This is a genomic window from Aerophototrophica crusticola (assembly GCF_012913305.1).
Taxonomy (GTDB): domain Bacteria; phylum Pseudomonadota; class Alphaproteobacteria; order Azospirillales; family Azospirillaceae; genus Niveispirillum; species Niveispirillum crusticola.
The window spans coordinates 3406796-3430754 of sequence record NZ_CP051775.1; the positions used below are offsets into that span (position 1 = coordinate 3406796).

Here is a 23959-nt window from a genome sequence, read left to right on the forward strand (position 1 = left end):
CGGTGCCGCGGGCCATGCCGTCGCGGCACCGGGTGGGGCGAAAGACCACACTTTGAGAATGGGTCGCAATGCCGCTTGACAGGCGGGGCGGGGGCTCGCATCGTCCGCGCAACTGCGAGTGATTTGCAGATTTTACAAGCGACCCACCCGGAGAATCCCCATGGCACTCCCCATGCGCCGCGCCCTGGCTTCCGCCGTCGGCATCGTCATGCTGGCCCTGTCCGGCACCGCCGCCGCACAGGAGCTGAACGTCTATTCCTCCCGCCACTACGACACCGACCAGCTCTTCTACAAGGCCTTCACCGAGAAGACGGGCATCAAGGTCAACCTGATCGAGGGCAAGGACGACGAGCTGATCGAGCGCATCAAGGCCGAGGGCAAGAACAGCCCCGCCGACGTGCTGGTGGCCGTGGATGCCGGGCGCCTGTGGCGCGCGCAGGAAGCCGGGGTGCTGCAGCCGGTGAAGAACGAGCTGCTGGAGAAGACCATCGCCCCGCAGTTCCGCGAGCCGCAGGGCTACTGGTTCGGCCTGTCCACCCGCGCCCGCGTCATCATCTACAACAAGGCCGCGGTGAAGCCGTCGGAGCTGTCCACCTATGAGGATTTGGCCGACCCGAAGTGGAAGGGCCGGCTGCTGATCCGCAGCTCCACCAACATCTACAACCAGTCCCTGACCGGCTCCGTCCTGGCCGCCAACGGCCCGGAGAAGACCGAGGCCTGGGCCAAGGGCATCGCCGCCAACCTGGCCCGCCCGCCCCAGGGCGGCGACACTGACCAGATCAAGGCGGTGGCCGCCGGCGAGGGGGACGTGGCCGTCTCCAACACCTATTATTTCGCGCGCCTGTCCGCTTCCGCCAAGCCGGAGGACAAGGCCATCGCCGACAAGGTGGGCGTGTTCTTCCCCAACCAGAAGGACCGCGGCACCCATGTGAACGTGTCCGGCGTGGGCGTCGCCGCCAACGCGCCGAACAAGGCCAACGCCATCAAGTTCATCGAGTTCATGGTGGGCCCGGAGGCGCAGAAGATCTTCGCCGACGGCAACTATGAATACCCGGTCCTGTCCAGCGTGAAGCCGCACCCGGTGGTGGCCGGCTGGGGCGAGTTCAAGGCCGACGCCCTGAACGCCGCCACCTATGGCAAGAACAACGCCGAGGCGCTGAAGATCATGGACCGCGCCGGCTGGAAGTGAGCCGGTCGCATTGATTGACCAGGCCCGCCGCGATCCCTCGCGGCGGGCCTTTTTATTGGGGCGCGGCGCTCTTGTCCTCCAGCCTCTGCCAGAAACTGCTGTCATGGGTGGTCAGCGGCACAAGCACCAGCCTTCCCCTCGGGATGTCCAGGGTGAAGCGGTACTGGGCCAGCAGGCCCAGGCCCACCACCCCGTCCCAGTCGCCAGGGAACAGACGGTCCCACAGGGTGGCCCGGGGGACGATGTCCAGCTCCACCTTGGGCAGGCGCTGGGGGCCGACGCGGACCTCCCCCACCGTCAGCTTCTCGAACTCCACCTCCCCGGCGGCGGCCAGGGCGCGGCTGCGGCGGCCCTCGCCATAGCGCGCCCGCAGGCCCAGGCGCTCCGCCACGTCTTCATACAGGGTGATGTCGCTGGTGGCGGCCCCGGTATCGATGGACAGGCGTACCGGCTGCCCGTCCACCCGCAGTTCCACCAGGGGCATGGGCCCGGGCAGCAGGGGCAGGGTGATGGCCCCCTCCGGCACCGGCCCGCCGGGGGGTGACAGGGTCAGGGTCCCGGCGGGCACGTCCACGGTGACGGCATAGGCATCGAACAGGGGCTGCCCCAGGAAGCCCGCCAGCGCCACGCCGCCGTCGCGGGCCAGCACGCCCGGCGGCAGCCCCACCACCGCCATGGGCAGGCCGCGCAGCTCCAGCCCGCCCAGGCCCAGGCTTTCCACCCGGGTGAAACGGGCCATGCCCAGCCCGGCCCAGCTTCCCACCAGGGCGAAGCCGTGCTGCTCCAGCCCCAGCCGCTCCGCCGTGTCGCGGCCCAGCACGTGGGTCCCGGTCAGGCCGCTGTCGACGATGAAGGTCTCCGGGGTGCCGCCGTTCACCGAGGCCTGGACCATCAGGTCGGACCCGCCGGCCTGCACGGGCAGCACCACCGGCGCGTCCAGGGCGGGCGGCGGGGGCCCGGCTGGCGGCTCGCCGCAGGCGGCCAGCAGCAGGGCCAAGGCCAGGACCAGGACAGGAAAGCGGGTCAGAGGGCAGGGTCCGCAGGGCAGGCGGGGCGGATGTCCGTCCGGGCGAAATCCTCCCCCTTGAACAGCAGCGGCAGGCCCCGTGCCCTTGCCAGGGCATAGGCGAACAGGTCGCCGAAGTTCAGCACGGCGGGGGGCGCCGCCCGGCCCTGGCCGAACCGGTGCGCCGCCTCACAGGCGATGCGCGCCTGCTCCTCGTCCACCGGAACGATGGTCAGCTTCAGGGTTGCCAGAAGGGCATGCAGCCGGGGAAGGCCGCCCTGGGGCAAGCGGCGTTGGACGACCAGCTCCAACTCAATCCGGGTCCCGGCCGACATCAGCAGCTGGTTTCCCGCCATGAAGTCGGCAAATGCCGGCCCCTCCGGCTCGCCAAGCAGGACGGCCAGGACGGACGAGGTATCGACGGCCGCTTCGCTCATTTCGGGATGCCGTACTCGTCATACAGCATCTCCCCGTGGTCGCGGGGGTCCAGGACAGGGAGCTTCCGCACCTCCGCCACCAACTCATCGATCTTACGGCGGCGTTCCGCCACCTCCTCCAGCCGCGCCTTCCGCTCCTCCAGCGCCCGGCGCACGGCGTCGGCCACGCTGCTCCCCTCCAGCCGGGCCACCTCCTCGGCCAGGGCTTCCAGGGACTGGTCGCGCATCAGCGTGTCCATCGGGGGCCTCCCGTCCTCACTGTCATGAGCGAGGATAACGCGGAACGGCCCTCGCGGGAACCGGGCCCCTCAGCCGTTCTCGTGGCCGGGGCGGCTCCTGGCGATGGCGCGGCTCAGCAGGACCACCGGCAGGATGCCGACGACGACGATGGCCAGGGCGGCGGTGCTGGCCTCTGCCAGGCGCTCGTCGCTGGCCAGGGTATAGACCCGCACGGCCAGGGTGTCGAAGTTGAAGGGCCGGACGATCATGGTCGCCGGCAGCTCCTTCATCACGTCTACGAACACCAGCAGGGCGGCGGTCAGCAGGCTGCCCTTCATGATCGGGGCATGGACCCGCACCAGGGTGCCGCCGGGGGTGTGGCCCAGGATGCGGCTGGCATGGTCCAGGGTGGGGCGGATCTTGCCCAGGCTGGCCTCCACCGTGTTCAGGCTGACCGCCAGGAACCGCACCAGATAGGCATAGACCACGGCCACGATGGTGCCGGACAGCAGTAGGCCCGTGGACAGGCCGAAGGTGGACCGCATGAAGCCGTCCAGGGCGTTGTCGAAGCTGGCCGCGGGGATCAGGATGCCCACGGCGATGACGCTGCCGGGGACCGCATAGCCCATGCCCGCCACCCGCGCCGCGCCGCGCAGCACCGGCCCGGGCCGCAGCCGCATGCCATAGGCCACCAGGGACGCCAGGGTGACCGCCAGCACGGCGGTGATGCCGGCCAGGGTCAGGGAATTGCCCGCCAGCCTCAGGAACACCGGCCCGAACAGGGCGTCGCCCCCCTCGAAGGTCATGCGCAGCAGCAGCAGGCAGGGCAGGGCGAAGCCCAGCAGGACAGGCAGGGCGCAGGCCGCCAGCGCCACGGCGGCCCGGGCGGGCCCCAGCTTGTAGCTGGGCAGGGCGCGGTATCGGCCGGTGGAATGGTGATAGCGGGCGGCCCCGCGGCTTGTCCGCTCCAGCGCCAGCACGGCCAGCACGAACAGCATCAGCACGGCGGCCAGCTGCGCCGCGGCCACCGGCTGCCCCAGGGCGAACCAGGTGCGGTAGATGCCTGTCGTGAAGGTGTCCACGGCGAAGTATTGCACGGTGCCGAAATCCGCCAGCACCTCCATCATGGACAGGGCCAGCCCCGCCACGATGGCCGGCCGCGCCAGGGGCAGGGCCACCCGGAAGAAGGCGCGCCAGGCGCCGGCGCCCAGGGTGCGGCTGACCTCCAGCACGCAGACCGACTGTTCCAGGAACGCCGCCCGGGCCAGCAGGTAGACATAGGGGTACAGCACGAAGGACAGCACGGCGATGGCGCCGCCCAGGGACCGGATGTTGGGGAACCAGTAATCGGCCCGTGTCCAGCCGAACGCCTCCCGCAGCGCGGTCTGCACCGGGCCCACGAACTGCAGCAGGTCGGTATAGACATAGGCCATGACATAGGCCGGCATGGCCAGGGGCAGCAGCAGCGCCCATTCCAACACCCGCCGGCCGGGGAAGCGGCACATGGTGACCAGCCAGGCCGTGCCGATGCCGATCACCAGAACCCCGATGCCTACCCCCAGCACCAGGCTCACCGTGTTGGCCAGGTAGCGGGGCAGCACCGTGGCCGCCAGATGGTCCCACACCCCGTCCGTAGGCACGAGCACGCGGCTGCCCACGATCAGCACCGGCAGGGCCACCAGCAAGGCGACCAGCAGCCCGCCCACCAGCCAGGGGCTGGGCAGCCAGGCAGCCAGCCGCCCGGGGGGCCGGGCGGCGTCGGGCGGGGGTCGGAATCCGGTCAGGGGTTGGTCCACCATGGGGCTGGTTGTCCCACGTCCTGCGAGCGGTTCGCAACCCCCGCGGCCCGCCGGGCTGCCCCGCCGCGACGGCTGGCCGCGTCCCCCTTGTCACGAACCCAGCTTGGCCCTTGACCCGGACGGGCTACCCATGCACCCCTTTCGGGAAGGAAGTCGCGCGCATGCAAGCGGGGGAGGAAGCCATGACGCCGGAACAGGTCAAGCTGGTACAGGCCAGCTTCGCCAAGGTGGTGCCGATCAAGGAACAGGCGGCGGCCCTGTTCTATGGCAAGCTGTTCGAGCTGGACCCGGCCCTGAAGCCCCTGTTCCGGGAAGACATGGTCATCCAGGGCCAGAAGCTGATGGCGTCGCTGGCCGCGGCAGTGGCCGCGCTGAAGGCGCCGGACGCCATCGTGCCGGTGCTGCGGGACATGGGCGTGCGCCATGCCCGCTATGGCGTGCGGGAAAAGGACTATGACACGGTGGGCACCGCCCTGCTCTGGACCCTGGAACAGGGCCTGGGCGCCGGCTTCACCCCGGCGGTGCGGGACGCCTGGGCCGCCACCTACGCCCTTGTCTCCGGCGTCATGAAGGACGCGGCGGCCACCGCCCCGGTGGGGTGAGTCAGGCCGCCACGGCGATCTGCCCTTGAGCGCCGCTGGGCCGCAATGTGATCTCCACGTCATAGCCCAGCGCGTTCAGGAATCGCAGCAGCCGTTCCAGCGTGAACCCGGCCAGCTTGCCCCGCACCAGGGATGAAACCTTTGGCTGGTCGATGCCCAGCAGTTCCGCGGCGCGGACTTGGGTCAGGCCACGGTCCTGGATCACCTGGGCGATCTGTAGGGCGATGCGGGCCTTTGCCAAGCGCAGGTCGGGTTGGTCCAAACCCAGGTCGGCGAACACATTGCCGCTGCCGCCCTCAATGGCAATCACGCCTGATGGCTCGTCCGTCATCCTGACCTCCTGCCCCGGTAATGGTCTTCCGCCAGTTTCAGCCGGCTTCTGACCAACGCGATCTCTGACTGTGGTGTCTCGATCCCACGCTTCGACTTCTTCTGGAAGGCATGGAGGACATAGACGGCGTCCGAGAAACGGACGGTGTAGACGCACCGGTACGTATCCCCTTCACCGTCCTCCACGATCTCCAACACGCCCGCACTGCCGAATCCAGCCAAGGGCTTGGCATGTGGGTGTTTGCCCCCGGTCTGAGCCGCAAAGAGGGCAAAGCCCACGGCGTCCCGGATGTCCTCCGGGAATGCCCGCACGTCCTTTCGACCGGAGCCGACCCAATAAACTGGCTTGGGCTCACGCATCCAACACCAAATTATGTCAAATCTGGCATGGGCTCAAGGCCCGCCCCTCACTTCGTGCCGAACAGCCGGTCGCCCGCGTCGCCCAGGCCGGGGACGATGTAGGCGTTCTCGTTCAGATGGCTGTCCAGGGCGGCGGTGAAGACGGGGACGCTGGGGTGGGCGTCGTGGAAGACCTTCACCCCCTCCGGCGCGCTGACCAGGGCCATGAAGCGGATCTGGGCGTCCAGCACCCCGTGGCGGTTCAGCACGTCCACGGCATGGACGGCGGAATAGCCGGTGGCCAGCATGGGGTCCACCAGGATGAAGATGCGACCCGCCGGGTCCGGCAGCTTCACCAGGTACTCGACCGGGCGCTTGGTCTCATGGTCGCGGTACAGGCCGATATGCCCCTCGCGCGCCGCGGGGACCAACTCCAGCAGCCCCTCCGCCATCACCAGCCCGGCGCGCAGGATGGGGACGATGGCCAGCTTCTTGCCCTCGATCACCGGGGCGTCCATGACGGTCAGCGGCGTCTCGATCCGCTCCGTCGTCAGCTTCAGGTCGCGGGTGATCTCATACCCCATCAGCAGGGCGATCTCCCGCAGCAATTGCCGGAAGCCCATGGTGGACCGGCTCTTGTCCCGCATGTGGCTGAGTTTGTGCTGGATCAGCGGGTGGTCCAGGATGAACAGGTTCGGGTAATCGGGATGGGTGCGCATGGGGCCCGGCCGTCAGTATCAGGATCGGCGGGAGCATAGCGTGCCGGATCGGTCCCGTCAGCGGCATCCATGACGCTGACCGACCGCGGCCGCGCGGACACGTGTCCGCATGAGCCAAGCCGTCGCGTGGCGGCACTTGGCGGCCGAGGGAACAGAAAACCAACTGTGCGGGGCAGGGATGCGCGGCACCGTGGCAAGCCGGCACTTTCCAGGGGCATCCGGTGCGCCTACCTTGCCCTGTCATGCGCCGCCATGACCGCCCCCCAAGGAAACCGACCTGACCCTGCCCCCCGGCCGTGAGCGGCTGGGCGAGGCCGGGGCCATCCGCACCCTGCTGCCTTACCTGTGGCCCGTGGGCGAATGGGGGATACGGGCGCGGGTTGTGGTCGCGCTGCTGTTCCTGGCGGTGGCCAAGGGCGCCAACGTCACCGTGCCCATCCTGTACAAGGGCGCGGTGGACGCCCTGTCCGGCGACGGGCCGCGGGACTTGGCCGCGTCCGCCGCGGCCAACCCGGCGATCGCCATTCCCCTGGGCTTCATCCTGGCCTATGGCCTGGCCCGCGTCGCCACCCTGGCCTTCGGGGAACTGCGCGATGCCGTGTTCGAGCGGGTCAGCCAGCGGGCCATGCGGCAGGCGGCGCTGAACGTCTTCCAGCACCTGCACTCCCTGTCCCTGCGCTTCCACCTGGAACGGCAGACCGGCGGCCTGTCCCGGGTGATCGAGCGGGGCACCAAGGCCATCGACAGCCTGCTGGGTACGCTGCTGTTCAACGTGCTGCCCACCCTGCTGGAAATCCTGCTGGTCACCGTGATCCTGTGGAAGATGTTCGACTGGCGCTTCGCCGTCGTCACCTTCGCCACCGTGGCCGGCTACATCGCCTACACCATCACGGTCACCAACTGGCGCACCCGCATCCGCCGCGCCATGCTGGACGCCGACACCAAGGCCAACGCCCGCGCCATCGACACGCTGCTGAACTACGAGACGGTCAAGTATTTCGGCAATGAGCGGTTCGAGGCGGAGCGCTACGACAAGGCCCTGCGGGTGTATGAGGACGCGGCGGTCCGCACCCAGTCCTCCCTGTCGCTGCTGAACGTGGGCCAGGGCTTCATCATCGCCACGGGCGTGGTGGCGGTGATGTGGATGGCCGCGGCAGGCATCGCCAACGGCAGCATGACCATCGGCGACTTCGTGGCCGTGAACACCTACCTGCTGCAGCTTTACCAGCCGCTGAACATCTTCGGCTTCGTCTACCGGGGCATCAAGGAGTCCCTGAACGACATGGAGAAGATGTTCGACCTGCTGAACGTGGAGCGGGAGGTGCAGGACAAGCCCGGCGCCCAGCCCCTGCACGCCGCGGGGGGCGAGGTGCGGTTCGAGGATGTCCGTTTCGCCTACGACGCCCGCCGGCCCATCCTTCAGGGCATCAGCTTCACCATCCCGGCCGGCAAGACCGTGGCCGTGGTGGGCCCCACCGGGGCGGGCAAGTCCACCCTGTCGCGGCTGCTCTACCGCTTCTACGATGCCACGGGCGGGCGCATCCTGGTGGACGGGCAGGATGTCCGGGACGTGACCCAATCGTCCCTGCGGGCGGCCATCGGCATCGTCCCGCAGGACACGGTGCTGTTCAACGACACCATCCGCTACAACATCGCCTATGGCCGCCCCGGCGCCACGCAGGGGGAACTGGACCGGGTGGTCTCCGCCGCCCAGATCCGGAACTTCATCGCCAGCCTGCCCGACGGCTGGGACACCATGGTGGGGGAGCGGGGCCTGAAGCTTTCCGGCGGGGAGAAGCAGCGGGTGGCCATCGCCCGTACCCTGCTGAAGGACCCGCCCATCCTGATCCTGGACGAGGCGACGAGCGCCCTGGACACCCACACGGAGCGGGAGATCCAGGCAGCATTGCGCGACGCCAGCCGCGGCCGCACCACCCTGGTCATCGCCCACCGCCTGTCCACCGTGGTGGACGCGGACGAGATCATCGTGCTGGAGGCCGGCCGCATCGTGGAACGCGGCGCCCACGCCGCCCTGCTGGCCATGGGCGGCGCCTATGCCGCGCTGTGGGCGAAGCAGCAGGACGTCAACGGCAACGGGGCGAAGGCGGCAGAGACGGTGGCGGCTGACTAAGCCGACTTTCGAATTCGAAAGTCGCGGGCTGGGACGGGCGTGTCAGGTGCCGTCCACCGCGGCCAGGAATGCCTCCAGCCGCACCCGGTCCTCCCGCGACAGGCCATAGAAGGCGGCGCCCAGCTTGTCGCCGGACCGCCAGCCGACGATGGCCTCCGCCTCCAGCTCCAGCCGGCCGGTGGCGTCGGCCAGGTACAGGGTCAGGGCGAACCGGTCCTGGGGGCTGAGGGAGCCGCGATAGCCCTGGATGCGCAATCCGGTGGCGCTGACATCCGCGACCTTCAGCAACACGCCGCCCACCTGCACCAGCCCGCTTTGCGGCTGCCAGCGCGGGGCGCCTCGTCGCTCGATGCCCAGCATGCGGGCGAGCCAGGCAGGGACCCGGCGTAAGCCGGGCTGCCCTGCCGGTTGCGCCGGGGCACGGTCAGTCTCAAGGACAGGGGCGGACCCGTCATAGTCGGGAGGCATCGGGGCACTCCACGCGGTTTACCCCCTACTGTCGCATGCAGGTCGCCGACCCGGAACGCTTCCAGGGGTGATAACCCGTTCGGGCTATCGGTCCGTGCGGCGCTCGGCGGGCATTTCCCAGGCGGGTTTGACCTGTCAACGGCCCTGGTCCATCATCCCCCCATGAAGACCGTCAACGTCCGCGACGACGACCCCACCCTGTCCGCCCTGCTCCGCGACCTGGACGCGGGGGAGGAGGTGGTGCTGGCCCGTGACGGGCTGCCGGTGGCACGGCTGGTGCGTCTGCCCCGGCCCATGTCCCGCAAGGGGTTGTATGGCTTCGCCAAGGACCAGGTGACCGTACCCGACAGCTTCTTCGACCCGCTCCCGGAGGAAGAGCTGCGCGCGTGGGAGGACGGCCCGATCTTTCCAGGCGGGGACAAGTGACGACCCTGCTGCTGGACACCCATGTGTTCCTCTGGTGGGCGGGCGGAACTGCCGCGATCCCGCGGCCGGTGGTGACCCAGTTGGAGGCGGACGGGCAGACCCTGTTGATGAGCGCGGTCAGCGTCTGGGAGATCACGACCAAGGTCCGGCTCGGCAAGCTTCCGCCCGTCGGCGACCTGGGCGCCCTGTTGGCGCGAAGCAATGTCGCGGTCATCCCCATTGATTACCAGGACGCCAAGCTGGCAGGGGAGATGGAGGGCGAGCATCGCGACCCGTTCGACCGCATGATCGTGGCCCAGGCCAGGTTGCGGAACATCGGCCTGGTCAGCGTCGATACGGCCCTGGACGTCTTCCCGATCCGAAGGCTCTGGCCCCATGCCTGACACCCTCTCCCCCGATTCCCTCGCCCCCGCCATCCTGTCCGGCGACAGGCGGGCCCTGGCCCGGGGCATCACCCTGGTGGAAAGTACCCGCCCCGACCACCGGGAACGGGCGGAGGCGCTGCTGGCCGCCTTGCTGCCCCACACGGGCAAGGGCGTGCGCCTGGGGATCACCGGGGTGCCGGGGGTGGGCAAGTCCACCTTCATCGAGGCGTTCGGCCTGCACGTCATCGGCCAGGGGCACAAGGTGGCGGTCCTGGCCGTGGACCCCAGCAGCCAGCGCACCGGCGGCAGCATCCTGGGCGACAAGACAAGGATGGAGGAGCTGTCGCGCCACCCCTCCGCCTTCATCCGTCCCTCCCCCGCCGGCAGCACCCTGGGCGGCGTGGCGCGGCGCACGCGGGAAGCCATGCTGTTGGTAGAGGCCGCGGGCTATGACCTTGTCATCGTGGAGACGGTAGGCGTGGGCCAGTCGGAGACGGCCGTGGCCGACATGGTGGATTTGTTCCTGCTGCTGCTGCCCCGGCGGGCGGGGACGAGCTGCAAGGCATCAAGAAGGGCATCGTCGAGCTGGCGGACATGATCGTCGTCAACAAGGCCGACGGCGCCTTGGCCGCCGCCGCCCGGCACGCGGTGGCGGAATATCGTCACGCCCTGTCCATGCTGCGCCCCGCCGACCCGGCCTGGCGGGTGCCGGTCCTGTCCTGCTCCGCCCTGGAGGGGCAGGGGGTGGGGGCGGTGTGGGACCGCATCGGCGACTACCGCCGCACGCTGGGCGGCACCGGCGCCCTGGACCGTCGCCGCGCCGCCCAGGCCCGCACCTGGATGTGGAACGAGATCCGCGAGAACCTGCTGTCCTCCTTCACCAACGACCCGGGCGTCCGGGCCGCGCTGCCGAGTCTTGAGCGCGCCGCGGCGGCCGGGAAGGTGACGCCCGGCATGGCGGCGCGGCAGTTGCTGGGGCTCTTCCGGGGGGAGCGGACGGTATAGCCCCTTGCCCCGGACCCGGTCCGGCCACACCTCCTGTCCATGGCCGAGTCCCGCCCAACCATCCACCTCCCTCGCCGGCGCCTGCTCACCGGGGCTGCCGCCCTGGCGGCGTTCGCGGCGCTGCCGGCCCCCGCCCGGGCCCTGGTGCCGACCCCGCGGCAGACGGCGGGGCCCTTCTATCCCACCGAGTTGCCCGCCGAGCATGACTGGGACCTGGTGCGGGTCACCGGGCGGGCGGCGCAGGCCATGGGGCAGGTCACCCACCTGTCCGGCCGGGTCCTGGCCGCCGACGGCACGCCCCTGGCCGGGGCGCTGGTGGAGGCCTGGCAGTGCGACGCCAACGGCATCTACCACCACCCCGCCGACCGTGAGCAGGGCCGGGACGGCAACTTCCAGGGCTATGGCCGCACCCGGACGGACGCGGATGGCCGCTACCGGTTCCGCACCATCCGGCCGGTGGCTTACAGCGGGCGGACGCCCCATGTGCATTTCGCCGTGGCCGCCCCCGGCCGGTCCCGGCTGGTGACCCAGATGTATGTGGAGGGGGACCCTGGCAACCCGAGGGACTTCATCTTCTCCCGCCTGTCGCCGGAACAACGGGCAGCTGTTGCGGTGCGGCTGGAACCGGCCGACGGGATCGAGACGGGCGCCCTGGCCGGGCGGTTCGACATCATCCTCGCCTGATGTCGCGGGTTGCGCGGGGCGGATGGCGCACCCGCGCTTGACTCTGTCGGGCCGCTTGGCTATCAACGCGTCTCCGCCGGGCGCCCTGGGGTGTCCGGCGCAAGATTTTCTATGGGTAACGCGACCTCTCCACCCCCTTGGGGCCGGATGTCGCCAGCAGCAACGCCAGTAGCGAAAAAGGGTGTTCCGATGTCCCGCAAGTGCGACGTGACCGGCAAGGGTGTGCAGACCGGCAACAACGTCTCCCACGCCAACAACAAGTCCCGTCGGCGCTTCAAGCCGAACCTGCAGGAGACGTCGCTCCTGTCCGACGCGTTGGGCCGCATGGTGCGCCTGCGCCTGTCCACCAACGGCATCCGCACCATCGAGCACAAGGGTGGCCTGGACGCCGCCCTGCTGGACATCGCCGACGCCAAGCTGAGCGACGATGCCCGCAAGGTGAAGAAGCAGATCAAGAAGGCGCTGGAGTCCAAGTCCGCCGCCTGAAGCGCGGCTGGCTGCTGACCCGCTGCCGTCTGGCTTGACCGGCCCCGCGCCGCCCCCGGAAACGGGGTGCCCGGCGCGGGGTTGTTCCTTTTTGTGATCCCCCAGGCGCCGGGCGGCCGCATCCGCGGCCCGTTGCGTATGCTGGCATTCGCCAGCGGGGGGCTTGCGCGCACCCGCGTGCGTGGGGCCGCCGCCGCGGCCCTGCCGATGCCGACAGGCTCCGCCTGCCGTCATCGGCTTTTCCGGTGAAGGCCCATGCCCCTGAACCCTGCCGACCTGGTCGCCGCCCTGCATGCCGTGCCGCCGGAGCTGCTGCTGCTGGCGCAGGCGCTGTTCTGCTTCGGCACCATCCTGCTGTTCGCCCGGCTGTTCGGGGCGCCGGGACTGTATCTCTACATCGCCGTGGCCGTGATCGCCGCGAACGTGGAGGTGCTGAAGGCCGTGCAGTTCAGCGTCTATGACCACCCGGTGGCGATGGGCACGGTGCTGTTCAGCTCCACCTACCTGGCCACCGACATCCTGACGGAGCATTACGGGCGGGACGCGGCGCGCAAGGCCGTGTTCCTGGGCTTCGCCGCCTACCTGCTGTTCACCCTGCTGATGGTGCTGACCCTGGGTTTCCGGCCTTTGACGGCGGAGCAGGCGGGGGCGGACATGGCCTGGGCCCTGCCCATGCAGGACCACATGGCGGCCCTGTTCCTGCCGGCCCCGGGCCTGTTCGCGGCGGGGATGACCGCGTACCTGTGCAGCCAGCTGTTCGACGTCTGGGTCTACCAGCGCATCCGCGGCGCCACGGGGGACAAGCACCTGTGGCTGCGGAACAACGGCAGCACCATGCTGTCCAGCCTGGTGGACAACGTGATCTTCTCCGTCCTGGCCTGGGTGGTCTTCGCGCCCGAGCCGGTGGGGTGGGAGGCGTTGCTCCACACCTACATCCTGGGCACCTACCTGCTGCGGGTGGGGTTGAGCCTGCTGGACACGCCCTTCATGTACCTGTCGCGGCTGGCTGTGGGCCGACCGGGGCTGGCAAGCTGACCCCAATGGGCTTTGACCCAGGGCGTGAGGCCTTGACCCATGCCCGTTAAGGCCGGCGACTGCCCGCCCGCGCCCCCATGGGCGCCTGATACCAGCCGCCGTTGATCGTGACCGATCAACGGCCCCTCAGGCGCCGGGCGCCGCCATCCGGCGGCTTGGCTCACGCGGGCATGGGCCCGCGGGCCGGCGGTCGCCGGCCTCCAAGCGCATGAGTCAAAAACTCATGCGCTTGGTATAAGCCAATGGCGCGGATGCGCCCGCCCGGCGTTTGAGGGGGCACGAACAGGTCTGAGGGGCGGCGCCGGGGTCCGGCGCCGCCCCGGCCTGTCAGACCTTCAGGAAGCCCATGGTGCCGGTGGCGGAACCGATGCGGCTGTCCAGTTGGACCAGGTACTTGTAGCTGGCCAGGAAATGACGGCCCGTGTTGACGATGCCGTTGGCGCTGGGCTTCGCCAGGCGGGCAAAGGCCGGGACCGACGCCTGCTTGCCGCACTGGTCCATGTTGAAGCCCCAGCTCATGCCGCCCACGGTCACGCTCACCCCCACGCCGGGGATGAACTGGAAGCCCCCGTTGGGGTTCGGCTCCTGCCACGCGGTGGGGGAGGGCGGCGGCTCTGCCGGCGGGTTGGTGTTCGGGGTGACGATGGTGTAGTCGATGCCCGTGTCCATCAGGAACGGCACGGTGGCCGTGTAGGTGGGCAGGCCCGGGCCGGTCAGGGTCACCTGTGCCGCGGCGGTGCGCTGGCCCAGGGCCGAGGTCACCGGCGCCTGGGTGAACTGGGCCAGGGTGTCCTGCCCATAGCCGAACCAGACCCCGTATTGGTCCAGGATGTAGCCGGCGGGGTAGCTGCCGTTCACGATCCCCGGCACGTTCAGGAAGACGTTCATGGCGTCCAGGTCGGCAAAGCGCGTGCTGACCCCCATCATGGACACGCCGGGCGAGCTGGTGCTGCGGAAGACGGTGATCGGCGCGGGCGTGGTGAAGCTGGCCCCGTTGCCGCCGGTCACGGTGGCGGTGACCTGGACCCACTGGCCCTCATACTGGTTGCCGTCGCTGGAATAGTTGGGGGCCGGGGTGTTGGGCTGGGGATCGCAGACGGTATAGGTCCCTTCCGGCAGCAGGTTGCTGCCCACGTTCATCCAGGGGGAGCCGGTATCCATCAGCAGCAGGTGCTGGGTCTTGCCCCCGTCGAACGACACGTTGAAATCATAGGCCTTCAGGACTCCGCCACCACCAGAAGCATAGGTAAGGAACAGTCCCTGATTAACAGCCGTCATGGTCGGACTCCCCAAATCAAGATAAATGGTGTGTAAACGGCCAGAAACCCACCACAGGGCGTGCTCTGGTAATATTACTTATGCCGAAAGGCTAGGGGGCGGGACAGTGAAATTTGTGCAACCGGCCTTCCGGCCCTGCCCGGTGGGCAACCCTGCCTGTCCCGGGCGGCCCCGGGCTGGAGGGGCGGGGCCGGCCATGCTATGCAACCCGGTCCGCCCGCTGCCGCGGACGCCCCCATCGCAATGCTGACGGTCCCATGTCCCGCTATCCCGGCTTCGCCTTCGACATCCTGCACCGCGACCCCGCCAGCCAGGCCCGGCTGGGCCGGCTGACCACGCCGCACGGGGCGATCGAGACGCCGAACTTCATCTTCTGCGGCACCAAGGCGACGGTGAAGGGCGTGACGCCGGACCAGCTCCGCGCCGAGCAGACGGACATCATCCTGTCCAACACCTACCACCTGATGATCCAGCCGGGGGCGGAGGTGGTGGCGGCCATGGGCGGCCTGCACAAGTTCATGGGCTGGGACGGGCCCATGCTGACCGACAGCGGCGGCTACCAGATCTTCGCCATGGGCCATGGCAGCGTGGCGGACGAGGTGAAGGGGCGTCGCACCACGACCCGTGAGAAGACCCTGCTGAAGATCACGGAGGAGGGGGCCAAGTTCCGCAGCTACATGGGCGGGGAGCACCTGTTCCTGACGCCGGAGAAGAGCATCGACATCCAGCGCAAGCTGGGTGCCGACCTGATCGTGCAGTTGGACGAGTGCACGCCCTTCCACGTGGACCGCAACTACACCGCCCGCTCCATGCGCATGTCCCACCGCTGGGGCGACCGGTCCTTGGCGGAGTTCGAGCGCGGCGGCGGCCTGTCGGCCAACGGCCTGCCCCAAGCCATGTACGGCATCGTCCAAGGCGGCGTGTACCCGGACCTGCGCAAGGAAAGTGCCGAGTACACCAAGGACCGGCCCTTCTTCGCCACCGCCGTGGGCGGGTCCCTGGGGGCCCACAAGGAACAGATGGTGGAAGTGGTGGCCATGGCCATGGCCCATGTCCATGCCGAGCGGCCGGTCCACCTGCTGGGCATCGGCGGCATCGTGGACATCTTCGCCGGGGTGCGGCTGGGCATCGACACCTTCGACTGCGTCAGCCCCACCCGCATCGCCCGCCACGGCTGGGCCCTGGTGCCGGGGGTGAAGGGGGAGCGGCTGAACCTGCGCAACGGCCGCTTCAAGTCCGACCCGGAGCCCATCGACGCATCCTGCGGCTGCTACGCCTGCCGGAAGTTCAGCCGCGCCTACCTGCACCACCTGCTGAAGGCGGAGGAGCTGCTGGCCATGCAGCTCGTCTCCCTGCATAACATCCACACCATGAACCGGCTGATGCGCGATGTCCGCGAGGGACTGCGGACAGGTACGCTGGACGCGGTGGAGCAGCGCTGGGTATGGCGGGAATGACGGGGACCGGGACCCGCTGACGCAACCGGCCCGGCAGCGAAGCCACAGCCCCGTGCCATTTCGGGGGTGTGGTCACGCGGTGGGTGCCACGTCAGGCGAAGTGCGCTATGTCTTTAGGGCGTAGTGCCCGCGGATGCGTGGCCCTTACCCAAGGCGTCAGCCATGTCCCCCACACCGCCGTCCCAGGCCGGCCTCAGCCCCGTCATCGACGAACATCTCCGCTGGCTCACCCGGTGGCACCGGGCTGTCTTCTTCCCGGCGGAGTGCGGCCTGTCCGGGCCCGACGCGGCCCCCATGCCCATGGGGTTCATCCTGTGGGTGAAGCGGGCCAAGGACAGCGAGCTGACCGACCAGCCCGCCGTGGACCGGCTGGTGACCTTGCATGAGCAGCTCCACCGCATGGCGCGGCTGGTGCTGATGCGGGTGGCGGAGGGCACGCCCTGTGGCCACCAGGCCTATGAATCGGTGGCGGAGAAGTTCGACGAGTTCATCCAGCAGTGCCGCCGCTTCGAGAAAGCCTTCAGCATGGCCGGCAGCGGCATCGACCCGCTGACCGGCCTGCGCAACCGCACCGGTTTGCAGGAGGAGCTGGAGCGGGAGCTGAACCGGTTCCGCCGTACGGGCAAGCCCTTCTGCCTGGCGCTCTGCGACCTGGACAAGTTCAAGTCAGTCAACGACACCTATGGCCATGACGCGGGCGACCGGGTGCTGGTGGCCGTGGCAGGTGCCATCAACCGCGGCATCCGCAGCTTCGACGAGGCCTTCCGCCTGGGCGGGGAGGAGATGCTGATCCTGCTGAAGGACACCAGCCTGCCCGAGGGCATGATGGTGCTGGAACGGCTGCGCGCCGACATCGCCGCCCTGCCGGTGCACCTGGCGGACGGGCGGACCTTGTACGTGACGGCCAGCTTCGGCCTGGCGGAGAGCCGCCTGGACCTGACCCTGGACGCGCTGGTGGACCAGACCGACCAGGCCCTCTACGAGGCCAAGCGCACGGGCCGCAACCGCATCGTCACGGCGGCGGCCTTGAAGGCGGCGGTGGGGTAAGGCTTGGCTTCGTAGGTCGGATCAGCGGCCGACAGGCCGCTGATCCGACCTACGGGGCAATTAAGGTACGCGCGTCTCGACCAGCACCCAGTTGGGGTTGGTGGCGCGGGTGTTGCGGCTGAAGGTCCAGATGTCCACCACCTCCTCCGCCGTGCCGTCGCCCTCCACCGGGTTGCCGTTGGCGTCCCGGGTGACGTTGATCTGGTGGGTGGTGAAGGTGACCGTGCAGAAGGCGGTGCGGCCTTCCAGCCGGGCGGCGGTCATGTCCACGGACTCGAAGGATTGGATGACCGTGTCCAGGCTCTCCCCCGCCTGCTGGCGCTTGCGGATGGCCTCGGCGAAGTTGTCGTAGACCTCGTCCGCCAGCAGGGGGCGCAGGGTGGCGGTGTCGCCGGCGGCGAAGGCGCTGACGATCATCTCGAACGCCGCCTTGGCGCCCTGCAGGAAATGCTTCTCGGTGAAGCTGGGGTCGGCGGTGCGGATCTGCTTGATGCCGTCGGCCACGGACACCGGGCCGGTGAAGGCCGGCGGCTCCGCCGCCAGGTCCGGCGCCACGCGGCCGGGCAGGGGGACCACGTTGTCGGCCTTGTCGCCCAGGGGGCCGCGGCCGGCGGGGGGCGGGGCGATGGGGTTGGGGCGCTGGCGCTCATCCCCATGGCGGCGGCCCAGCACGCTGCGCAACCGGAACACCAGGAAGGCGGCCACCATGGCGAAGATCAGGATGTCGATGAAGAAGAACCCCTCGCCCATGTGCCAAGCCGTCCTGTCTGTCGTGACCGAAGTCCCGGGGATGGTGACCGCGCCTCAGGTTCGCACGGAATCGGCCCGCAAGGAACCTGTCCGTTGGCCCCATGGCCCCTTACATCCGGGGCCGCGGCGCATTACCTCTAGCCTTGCCAGCGGCCGCGGTGCCGGTGGAAAGAGTGCCGGCGGCGGCCCTGGGCTCTAATCAACCATCGCCGCCGGGGGCGGTTCCGGGAGGCCGGGATGGCCCCGAACCCAAGGGTTAGATAGGCCCCCGGTCAACAAAGAGCAAGGCGCCCCATGCGTTTCCTCCTCCCCTTCCTGCTGTTGCCGTTGGTGGAGATCGCCGGCTTCGCCTATGTGGGCGACAAGGTCGGCGTCCTGAACACGGTGCTGTTGGTCATTCTGGCCGCCGTGGCGGGCATCGCCCTGTTGAGGCGCCAGGGGCTGGGCACCCTGCGGAAGGCGCAGGAACGCATGGACCGGGGCGAGCCGCCCCTGAAGGAGGCGTTCGACGGGCTGTGCCTGGCGCTGGCCGGCGTGCTGCTGGTGATCCCGGGCTTCGTCACCGACATCCTGGCCCTGCTGGTCCTGCTGCCCCCGGTGCGCGGTTGGCTTTATGGCCGGATCGCGCGGGCCGTGCGGTCCGGCCTGGTGCAGGGGGAGATGCGCGCCGGCGGCACCACCGTCTGGCGCTCCGGCGGGCGCCCGCCCTACAGCGACACCACGGTGATCGAGGGCGACTTCCGCGAGGTCCCGCAGGCCGACCCCGAACAGGACACCCTGCCACCCCCGACAGCCGCTGGCGCCCGCCGGGGCGGTGAAGGGTTGACCGAGGACGCAGCATTCTATGTCTCCCCCGCGCAGGCGGGGGTGCACGGTTCTTCAACGACAGAGACGACGGACACCGGGTCCAAAAATGTGGGCCCCCGCCTTCGCGGGGAAGCGGTCGTGCCAGTCACAGGCGGTTCGGCCCCAACCCAGCGGCTGTGGGCTCGATTCCGGCATCCATCAGGGCGTTGAGGTGCTCGTGCCGCGGGTCCATGCGCGCAGTCTCCAACGCCTCCTTCAGGTGCTCCGGAAGCTCAGAGGGATGGAACGCGCGGCTGCGTCGGACGCTATCGGGCGCACGGTCCCAGGGCTCGGGCTTTCCTTGCATGGCCATCGTCCTTCCCTTCATCGCGGCAGCACCACCCGCACCGTCGTCCCGGCACCGGGCCGGCTGCGGATCGACAAGTCGCCGCCGTGGAGTTGGACCAGCATGCGGGAGATGGGCAGGCCCAGGCCCGCGCCCTCCTGCACATGCTTGGTGAAGTTGCTGACCTGGCGGAAGGGTTCCAGGGACAGGGCCACCTCCGCCGGGGTCATGCCCACGCCGGTGTCGCGCACCTCCAGGGCCACCGCGTCCGGCAGCGCCTCGGCGGACACTTCCACCCGGCCGCCGCGGGGGGTGAACTTCACGGCGTTGGTGACCAGGTTCAGCAGGACCTGCTTCAGCCGCACCGGGTCGGCGGACAGGGGCGGCAGCGGCACGGGCAGGCTGGTCAGCAGCTCCACCCCCTCCACCTCCGCCCGCGGGCGGGCCAGGGCCACGCTCTCTTCCACCAGCACGGCCAGGTCCACCGGCTCGGGGCGCAGTTCCAGCCGCCCCGCCTCGATCCGGGCCAGGTCCAGCATGTCGGTCACCATGGCCAGCAGGTGCCGGCCCGAGGCGTGGATGTCGCCGATATATTCCCGCTGCTTCGGCGTCAGCGGCCCGAACAGCCCCGCCTCCAGCACCTCCGAGAAGCCAAGGATGGCGTTCAGCGGCGTGCGCAGCTCATGGCTCATGTTGGCCAGGAAGCGGGACTTGGCCGCGTCGCTGGAGCGCAGCCGCTCGTTCAGTTCCGCCAGCTGCCGCATGTGGCGCAGGATCACGTCGTTGATGGCATGGCGCAGGCTGCGGGCGATGTCCGGCTCCCACCCGGCCCAGGGCTGGGCCTGGCCGCGCCTTTCCTCCACCCACCGCTCGAAGCTGGCGCGGGGCAGCACCGCCGCCGTCCCGTCCTCCCGCCGTTCGGCGGGCTTGTGCGGGTTGCCGCCCCAGACGATGAGCTGGGCCTCCTCCGGCCGGAACCACAGCAGCCAGTCATCCGCGTCCGCCGCCAGCCGCACGGCCAGCAAGCCGCTCGCCACCTCCCGGTGCTTCTCCAGCGCCGGGCAGAGGGACGGCAGGGCGTCGGTCATGAAGATGCCGTCATCCACCACCTGGTCCCGCAGCCAGCCCGCCAGGGTGCCCAGGGCCGTCTCCGGCGGGGTCCGGCCCACACAGGCGGCCCGGCCCTGGTAGAGGATGGCCGCCCCGCCCCCCTGGAACAGGGCGCTGATGTCGTCCGGCCCCTGGGTCAGGGCCAGCAGGAAGTCGGTTGACCCCGCCATCTGCGCGATGAGCCGGTTCAGCCGGTCCGCGTCGGCCCGCCGCTCCCGCGTTGCCTGGGCCTGGAGGACGGAGGCGATGCGTAGGCCGAACGCCTCTGTCAGGGACAGGGCCGCCGCCCGCCGCACCGGGTCCACGAAGTGGGGCAGCCGGTGGTGGAAGGTGGCCAGGCCCCAGAGCTTGCCGTCCTGCAGGATGGAAATGGACATGGACCCGTTGACGCCCATGTTCCGGTGGTATTCCAGGTGCACCGGCGACAGGCTGCGCAGCCGCGACAGGCTGAGGTCCAGCGCCTCCCCCGCCGCCGCGCCGTCCCCGGCCAGCAGCGGCACGGGCACATAGTCCCGGTCGGGCACATGGCGGATGGGGCTGCGCACATACAGGTCCCGCGCCTGCCGTGGGATGTCGGAGGCGGGGAAATGCAGCCCGGCGAAGGACTGCTCCCAGTCGGGCACCTTGTCCTCCGCCAGCACCTGGCCGTGCCAGTCCCGGTCGAAGCGGTAGACCAGCACCCGCTCGAACCCCGTCAGGTCCCGCAGGGCGCGGGCCATGGACTGGGCCAGCTCCACCAAGCCGGCGTTGCGCCGCATCGCCGCCATGCCCCGTTGCACGACCGCGGCGGTGCGGACCCCCTGGCCGGTGTCCACCCCCACCAGGGACTCCAGCTCCAGCAGCAGCCGTCCGCCCCAGCGGTGGGCGGACAGGTACAGGGGCTGGCCGGTGCGCGGGCAGCGGACCTGGTCCTCCCAGCTCTGGCCTTCCGCCAGCAGCCCGTCGGCCATGGCGCGGCGCAGGGCGGCGGGCACCCCTTCCGGCAGCAAGGCGTCCAGGGGCAGGGCGCGGTCCCCCGGGGCTTCAAGGCCCAGCAGCTCCCAGGCGTTGGCGCTGCAGGCCGTGACCGTCAGGCTGTACGGGTCCAGGGCCAGCAGGGCGCCGAAGGGCTGGATGGCGCCCGGCAGGTGGATGCGTTCCCGCTCACAGACGGACAGGTCCAGCATCGCCCCGTCCACGGTGACGTTGGACCGTTGGGCGACGATGCGTTGCGCCTCCGCCGGACGGTAGGGTTGCAGCCGCTCGATCACCCGGACCAGGATCCAGTAGCGGCCCGGCTCGGCGGCGTCCCGCATGTGGATGCCGACCCGCACCGGGGCCATGTGGAAATCGAAGACGAAGGTGAAGCCCACATCCAGGCTGCCGCGGGCCACCCCCTCGGCGAAGCGGCCCTGGAAGCCCGGCATGTTGGTGCAGGGGGCCACGTCGCGGAAAAAGTCCCGGCCGACCACCCGTTCCGGCGCGCGGCCGGACAGCTGGCTTTCCGCGCGGTTGTAGCGGTGGATGATGCCGTTGGCGTCCACCTGGATGGCGCCGAAGGGCAGCTCGTCGAACTGCTCCGGCGACAGGTCATCCAGGGCGAAGCCGCGGAAGACCTCGCCGAAGTCCCTCCCCGCGTCCGAACCCATTCCCGACCCCGCGGTTACCTGCCGACATGACACACGCGGGAATTGTCTACCGGAAGTACCCCCTTGGCAACCCACCTTCCGGCCCGGGCCGGATCAGGGCGCGCCGGCCATCCAGTCCCGCAGGGCGGTGAAGGCAGACAGGGCGCCGGCCTCCGCCCCGTCGGCCCAATCGGCGGGCAGCCCGTCCAGCCAGGCGCGGCAGAGCTGCCATTGCTGGCTGGCGGCGGGGTCGTCGGCGTGGAAGCTCAAGGAACCCGCGACCTCCGGCCCCAGGCTGTCGCGCAGGCGCCGCGCCACCACCCGGCCGCCCAGCAGGCTGCCGTCCAGCAGGTAGGCCACGCCCGCTGCCGCGGGGGTGATGTCCAGCCCCGGCGGCAGGGGCGCCAGGGGCAGGCCGCCCACCCGCCCCTCGTCCCAGCCCAGCCGGAACAGGTCGGCCACGATGCTGCCCGCCTGGGGCAGGGGCAGGAAGCCCAGGGCGCCGTCCCGGTCGGCTTCCGTCACCGCCGCCTCCAGCGGCCCGATCACCCCCAGCATGCGGGCCAGGGTGCGGGCATAGGTGTCCCGGTCCAGGTCGGGCGCCATCAGCCGGGCGGCGAAGGGCAGGGACTCCGTCTGCTGGTGGATCACTTCGGTCGCCGCGCGCAGGCGCTGGCTCAGGGTCGTGTCGGCCATGGGCATGCCTATTCCCGCACCGGGGCGGCCTGGGCCGGGACCGGGGGAGCGTCCTTGGCGGCGGGGTTGGTGGCCGCCTCCGCCGCCAGGTCGGGCCAGTTCACGCGTGAGGCGATCAGCGCCTGGGCCAGCCGCCGGTCGCGGCCATAGACGTCGCCGCGGAAATCCACCGTGCCGTCGGACTCCACGAAGGCGGTGATGTAGGTGATGTGCACGGGCAGGGACTGCTTCAGCCGGATCACCTGCCGCTGGCCCGACGCCAGCGCCTCATCCAGCTTGACCCGGTCCCAGGACGTGGTGCCGGTGACGCGCAGGATGGCCTCCGCCAGGTCGAACGGGTTCTCCACCCGGATGCAGCCATGGCTGAAGCTGCGGGTGGCGCGGCCGAACAGCTTTTTGGACGGGGTGTCGTGCAGGTAGATGTCCCACTGGTTGGGGAACATCATCTTGATCCGGCCCAGGCTGTTCTTGTCCCCCGGCTCCTGCCGCACGCGGTAACGGAAGGTGCGGGGCGTCAGTTGGGCCCAGTCCACCGTCTTCGGGTCCACGGGCACGGCGCTTTCCGTATAATCGGACAGCAGCACATAGCCCTCCCGGGCCAGGTAGGTCGGGTCCTTCTTGGCTTTGGGGAAGATCTCGTCCCGGGCGATCTTCACCGGCACGTGCCAATAGGGGTTCACCTCGAAGAAGGTCATGGTCTCACTGAACACCGGCGTGCGGGTGCTGGTGGCGCCCACCACCACCCGGGTCTGGTGGACGACCTTGCCCTCCTCGAACAGGGCCAGCTCGAAGGCGGCCAGGTTGACGATCAGGTAACGCCGGCCGAGGTCGTCGGGCATCCAGCGCCAGCGTTCCATGTTCAGCTTGATCTGGCCGATGCGCTGGTCCACCGGCACGTTCAGGGCCGCGAAGGTGCCCTTGCCCACGGCCCCGTCCGGGTCCAGCCCGTGGCGGCGCTGGAAGGTGACCACCGCCTTTTCCAGCTCCGGGTCATACAGGGTGGGGTCCTCCGGCAGGGGGGCGTCCCCCGGGTACTCCCCCGTCACCTTCAGCCTTTCGCGGATGGAGGGCACGCGCGGGTCCGCCTGGCCGGGCTTCAGCGTCTCCCCCTCCGACTGCACCCGCGGCCAGCCGCCGGCGGCGGCCAGGTCCCGGTAGCGGGCCAGGGCGTCGCGCAGGCGCACATACTCGATCCGGGTGGGCAGCAGGGTGGCCAGCACCGCGCCGGGGTCGGCGGCGCCGGTGACCTTGCCTAGCAGGGCCAGCGGGTCCACGCCCCGCCGCTCCACGAACAGCTCCGGGTCCACGATGGACGGTTCCAGCCGGCCGCTGGCCAGGTCGCGGCCCAGGGTCAGGGCGCCCTTGGTCAGCAGCAGCTCCAGCTCCGCCAGGGCGTCCGGGCTGTCGCCCCGCTCCAGCAGGGCGGCGATGCGGTTGACGCCGTAATCCTTGGGTTCCAGCCCCTCCAGGGCGGAAGCCTTCAGCGCGGCCAGCATGGCGGCGGCGCGGGGGCCCGGCTTGCCGCCCTCCAGCCAGACCGGGGCCATGTTGCGGGATTCATAGAACTTGCCCAGCAGGACAAGGTCCTGGCCGTCCCGCTCCCCCGCGGGCTGCCCACGCCCTTGGTCAGCCGTTCCTGCAT

24 protein-coding genes and 1 pseudogene are annotated in these 23959 nt (G+C 70.1%); 12 read left to right on the plus strand and 13 right to left on the minus strand.

The window, feature by feature from the left end:
* The first annotated feature begins 160 nt into the window (after nucleotides 1-160).
* Nucleotides 161-1189 carry a Fe(3+) ABC transporter substrate-binding protein gene (locus HHL28_RS16745; protein WP_075771154.1) on the plus strand — a complete coding sequence of 343 codons (1029 nt, stop codon included), beginning with the start codon at nucleotides 161-163 and terminating at the stop codon, nucleotides 1187-1189.
* 52 nt (nucleotides 1190-1241) lie between these two features.
* On the opposite strand, the gene HHL28_RS16750 is transcribed toward HHL28_RS16745, so the two are convergent.
* The 4 genes from HHL28_RS16750 to HHL28_RS16765 form a co-directional block, all read right to left on the minus strand.
* Nucleotides 1242-2186: a retropepsin-like aspartic protease gene (locus HHL28_RS16750; protein WP_075771153.1), complete on the minus strand. Its 945-nt coding sequence runs from the start codon at nucleotides 2184-2186 to the stop codon at nucleotides 1242-1244.
* Nucleotides 2187-2212: 26 nt separating this feature from the next.
* Nucleotides 2213-2632 (minus strand): type II toxin-antitoxin system VapC family toxin, encoded by a 420-nt coding sequence (locus HHL28_RS16755; protein WP_075771152.1) that lies wholly within the window; start codon nucleotides 2630-2632, stop codon nucleotides 2213-2215.
* Nucleotides 2629-2871, minus strand: coding sequence for a type II toxin-antitoxin system VapB family antitoxin (locus HHL28_RS16760; RefSeq protein ID WP_075771151.1), 243 nt, complete (start codon nucleotides 2869-2871; stop codon nucleotides 2629-2631). Before HHL28_RS16760 ends, HHL28_RS16755 begins: the two co-directional genes overlap by 4 nt.
* 69 nt (nucleotides 2872-2940) lie before the next feature.
* Nucleotides 2941-4650 carry an ABC transporter permease gene (locus tag HHL28_RS16765; RefSeq protein WP_169655526.1) on the minus strand — a complete coding sequence of 570 codons (1710 nt, stop codon included), beginning with the start codon at nucleotides 4648-4650 and terminating at the stop codon, nucleotides 2941-2943.
* A gap of 161 nt (nucleotides 4651-4811) precedes the next feature.
* Between HHL28_RS16765 and HHL28_RS16770 the strand changes: the two genes are divergently transcribed.
* Nucleotides 4812-5252 (plus strand): globin family protein, encoded by a 441-nt coding sequence (locus HHL28_RS16770; RefSeq protein ID WP_404326030.1) that lies wholly within the window; start codon nucleotides 4812-4814, stop codon nucleotides 5250-5252.
* 1 nt (nucleotide 5253) lies between these two features.
* On the opposite strand, the gene HHL28_RS16775 is transcribed toward HHL28_RS16770, so the two are convergent.
* From HHL28_RS16775 to upp, 3 genes are read right to left on the minus strand one after another with little or no spacing between them, the layout of a single operon-like run.
* Entirely contained in the window at nucleotides 5254-5583 is a 330-nt protein-coding gene (locus tag HHL28_RS16775; RefSeq protein WP_075771149.1) for a helix-turn-helix domain-containing protein, read from the minus strand.
* A complete protein-coding gene (locus tag HHL28_RS16780; RefSeq protein ID WP_075771148.1) occupies nucleotides 5580-5942 on the minus strand; it encodes a type II toxin-antitoxin system RelE/ParE family toxin in 363 nt (120 codons plus the stop codon). The genes HHL28_RS16775 and HHL28_RS16780 overlap by 4 nt, the downstream gene beginning before the upstream one ends.
* Nucleotides 5943-5989: 47 nt before the next feature.
* The gene (gene upp, locus HHL28_RS16785) at nucleotides 5990-6640 is read right to left on the minus strand and encodes a uracil phosphoribosyltransferase (RefSeq protein ID WP_075771147.1); all 651 of its coding nucleotides are present in this window, start codon (nucleotides 6638-6640) and stop codon (nucleotides 5990-5992) included.
* A 277-nt stretch (nucleotides 6641-6917) separates the two neighbouring features.
* Here upp and HHL28_RS16790 point away from each other — a divergent pair, with 277 nt between their 5' ends.
* A complete protein-coding gene (locus HHL28_RS16790) occupies nucleotides 6918-8771 on the plus strand; it encodes an ABCB family ABC transporter ATP-binding protein/permease (protein WP_075771181.1) in 1854 nt (617 codons plus the stop codon).
* A 42-nt stretch (nucleotides 8772-8813) separates the two neighbouring features.
* Here HHL28_RS16790 and HHL28_RS16795 read toward each other — a convergent pair whose 3' ends face one another.
* Nucleotides 8814-9131, minus strand: coding sequence for a PilZ domain-containing protein (locus tag HHL28_RS16795; RefSeq protein ID WP_075771146.1), 318 nt, complete (start codon nucleotides 9129-9131; stop codon nucleotides 8814-8816).
* Nucleotides 9132-9401: 270 nt separating this feature from the next.
* On the opposite strand from HHL28_RS16795, the gene HHL28_RS16800 reads away from it, so the two are divergent.
* The 6 genes and pseudogenes from HHL28_RS16800 (at nucleotide 9402) to HHL28_RS16825 (ending at nucleotide 13240) form a co-directional block, all read left to right on the plus strand.
* Nucleotides 9402-9665 carry a type II toxin-antitoxin system Phd/YefM family antitoxin gene (locus HHL28_RS16800; RefSeq protein WP_075771145.1) on the plus strand — a complete coding sequence of 88 codons (264 nt, stop codon included), beginning with the start codon at nucleotides 9402-9404 and terminating at the stop codon, nucleotides 9663-9665.
* Nucleotides 9662-10048: a type II toxin-antitoxin system VapC family toxin gene (locus tag HHL28_RS16805; RefSeq protein WP_169655528.1), complete on the plus strand. Its 387-nt coding sequence runs from the start codon at nucleotides 9662-9664 to the stop codon at nucleotides 10046-10048. Before HHL28_RS16800 ends, HHL28_RS16805 begins: the two co-directional genes overlap by 4 nt.
* Nucleotides 10041-11035: pseudogene (meaB, locus tag HHL28_RS16810) on the plus strand (methylmalonyl Co-A mutase-associated GTPase MeaB). The gene HHL28_RS16805 and the pseudogene meaB overlap by 8 nt, the downstream one beginning before the upstream one ends.
* Nucleotides 11036-11074: 39 nt before the next feature.
* Complete coding sequence (locus tag HHL28_RS16815; protein WP_075771143.1) at nucleotides 11075-11719, plus strand: dioxygenase family protein; 645 nt, start codon at nucleotides 11075-11077, stop codon at nucleotides 11717-11719.
* Nucleotides 11720-11908: 189 nt separating this feature from the next.
* Complete coding sequence (gene rpmB, locus HHL28_RS16820) at nucleotides 11909-12205, plus strand: 50S ribosomal protein L28 (protein WP_075771142.1); 297 nt, start codon at nucleotides 11909-11911, stop codon at nucleotides 12203-12205.
* A 255-nt stretch (nucleotides 12206-12460) separates the two neighbouring features.
* Nucleotides 12461-13240 carry a queuosine precursor transporter gene (locus HHL28_RS16825; protein WP_083699108.1) on the plus strand — a complete coding sequence of 260 codons (780 nt, stop codon included), beginning with the start codon at nucleotides 12461-12463 and terminating at the stop codon, nucleotides 13238-13240.
* A gap of 327 nt (nucleotides 13241-13567) precedes the next feature.
* Here HHL28_RS16825 and HHL28_RS16830 read toward each other — a convergent pair whose 3' ends face one another.
* A complete protein-coding gene (locus tag HHL28_RS16830; protein ID WP_169655530.1) occupies nucleotides 13568-14518 on the minus strand; it encodes a hypothetical protein in 951 nt (316 codons plus the stop codon).
* Nucleotides 14519-14775: 257 nt separating this feature from the next.
* Between HHL28_RS16830 and tgt the strand changes: the two genes are divergently transcribed.
* Both tgt and HHL28_RS16840 read left to right on the plus strand, forming a co-directional pair.
* Complete coding sequence (gene tgt / locus HHL28_RS16835) at nucleotides 14776-15975, plus strand: tRNA guanosine(34) transglycosylase Tgt (RefSeq protein WP_075771140.1); 1200 nt, start codon at nucleotides 14776-14778, stop codon at nucleotides 15973-15975.
* Between the two features lie 162 nt (nucleotides 15976-16137).
* On the plus strand, nucleotides 16138-17022 hold the full coding sequence (locus HHL28_RS16840; RefSeq protein ID WP_075771139.1) for a diguanylate cyclase: 885 nt from the start codon (nucleotides 16138-16140) through the stop codon (nucleotides 17020-17022).
* Nucleotides 17023-17082: 60 nt separating this feature from the next.
* Here the strand turns inward: HHL28_RS16840 and HHL28_RS16845 are convergent, their stop codons facing one another.
* Nucleotides 17083-17772: a Tim44/TimA family putative adaptor protein gene (locus HHL28_RS16845; RefSeq protein ID WP_075771138.1), complete on the minus strand. Its 690-nt coding sequence runs from the start codon at nucleotides 17770-17772 to the stop codon at nucleotides 17083-17085.
* A gap of 294 nt (nucleotides 17773-18066) precedes the next feature.
* Here HHL28_RS16845 and HHL28_RS16850 point away from each other — a divergent pair, with 294 nt between their 5' ends.
* The gene (locus HHL28_RS16850; RefSeq protein WP_169655532.1) at nucleotides 18067-18789 is read left to right on the plus strand and encodes an FxsA family protein; all 723 of its coding nucleotides are present in this window, start codon (nucleotides 18067-18069) and stop codon (nucleotides 18787-18789) included.
* A 153-nt stretch (nucleotides 18790-18942) separates the two neighbouring features.
* Here the strand turns inward: HHL28_RS16850 and pyp are convergent, their stop codons facing one another.
* From pyp to HHL28_RS16865, 3 genes are all read right to left on the minus strand, one after another.
* Nucleotides 18943-21642: a photoactive yellow protein gene (gene pyp, locus HHL28_RS16855; protein ID WP_075771135.1), complete on the minus strand. Its 2700-nt coding sequence runs from the start codon at nucleotides 21640-21642 to the stop codon at nucleotides 18943-18945.
* A 93-nt stretch (nucleotides 21643-21735) separates the two neighbouring features.
* A complete protein-coding gene (locus tag HHL28_RS16860) occupies nucleotides 21736-22317 on the minus strand; it encodes a biliverdin-producing heme oxygenase (protein WP_169655534.1) in 582 nt (193 codons plus the stop codon).
* 8 nt (nucleotides 22318-22325) lie between these two features.
* Nucleotides 22326-23864 carry a L,D-transpeptidase family protein gene (locus tag HHL28_RS16865; RefSeq protein WP_169655537.1) on the minus strand — a complete coding sequence of 513 codons (1539 nt, stop codon included), beginning with the start codon at nucleotides 23862-23864 and terminating at the stop codon, nucleotides 22326-22328.
* Between the last annotated feature and the right edge of the window lie 95 nt (nucleotides 23865-23959).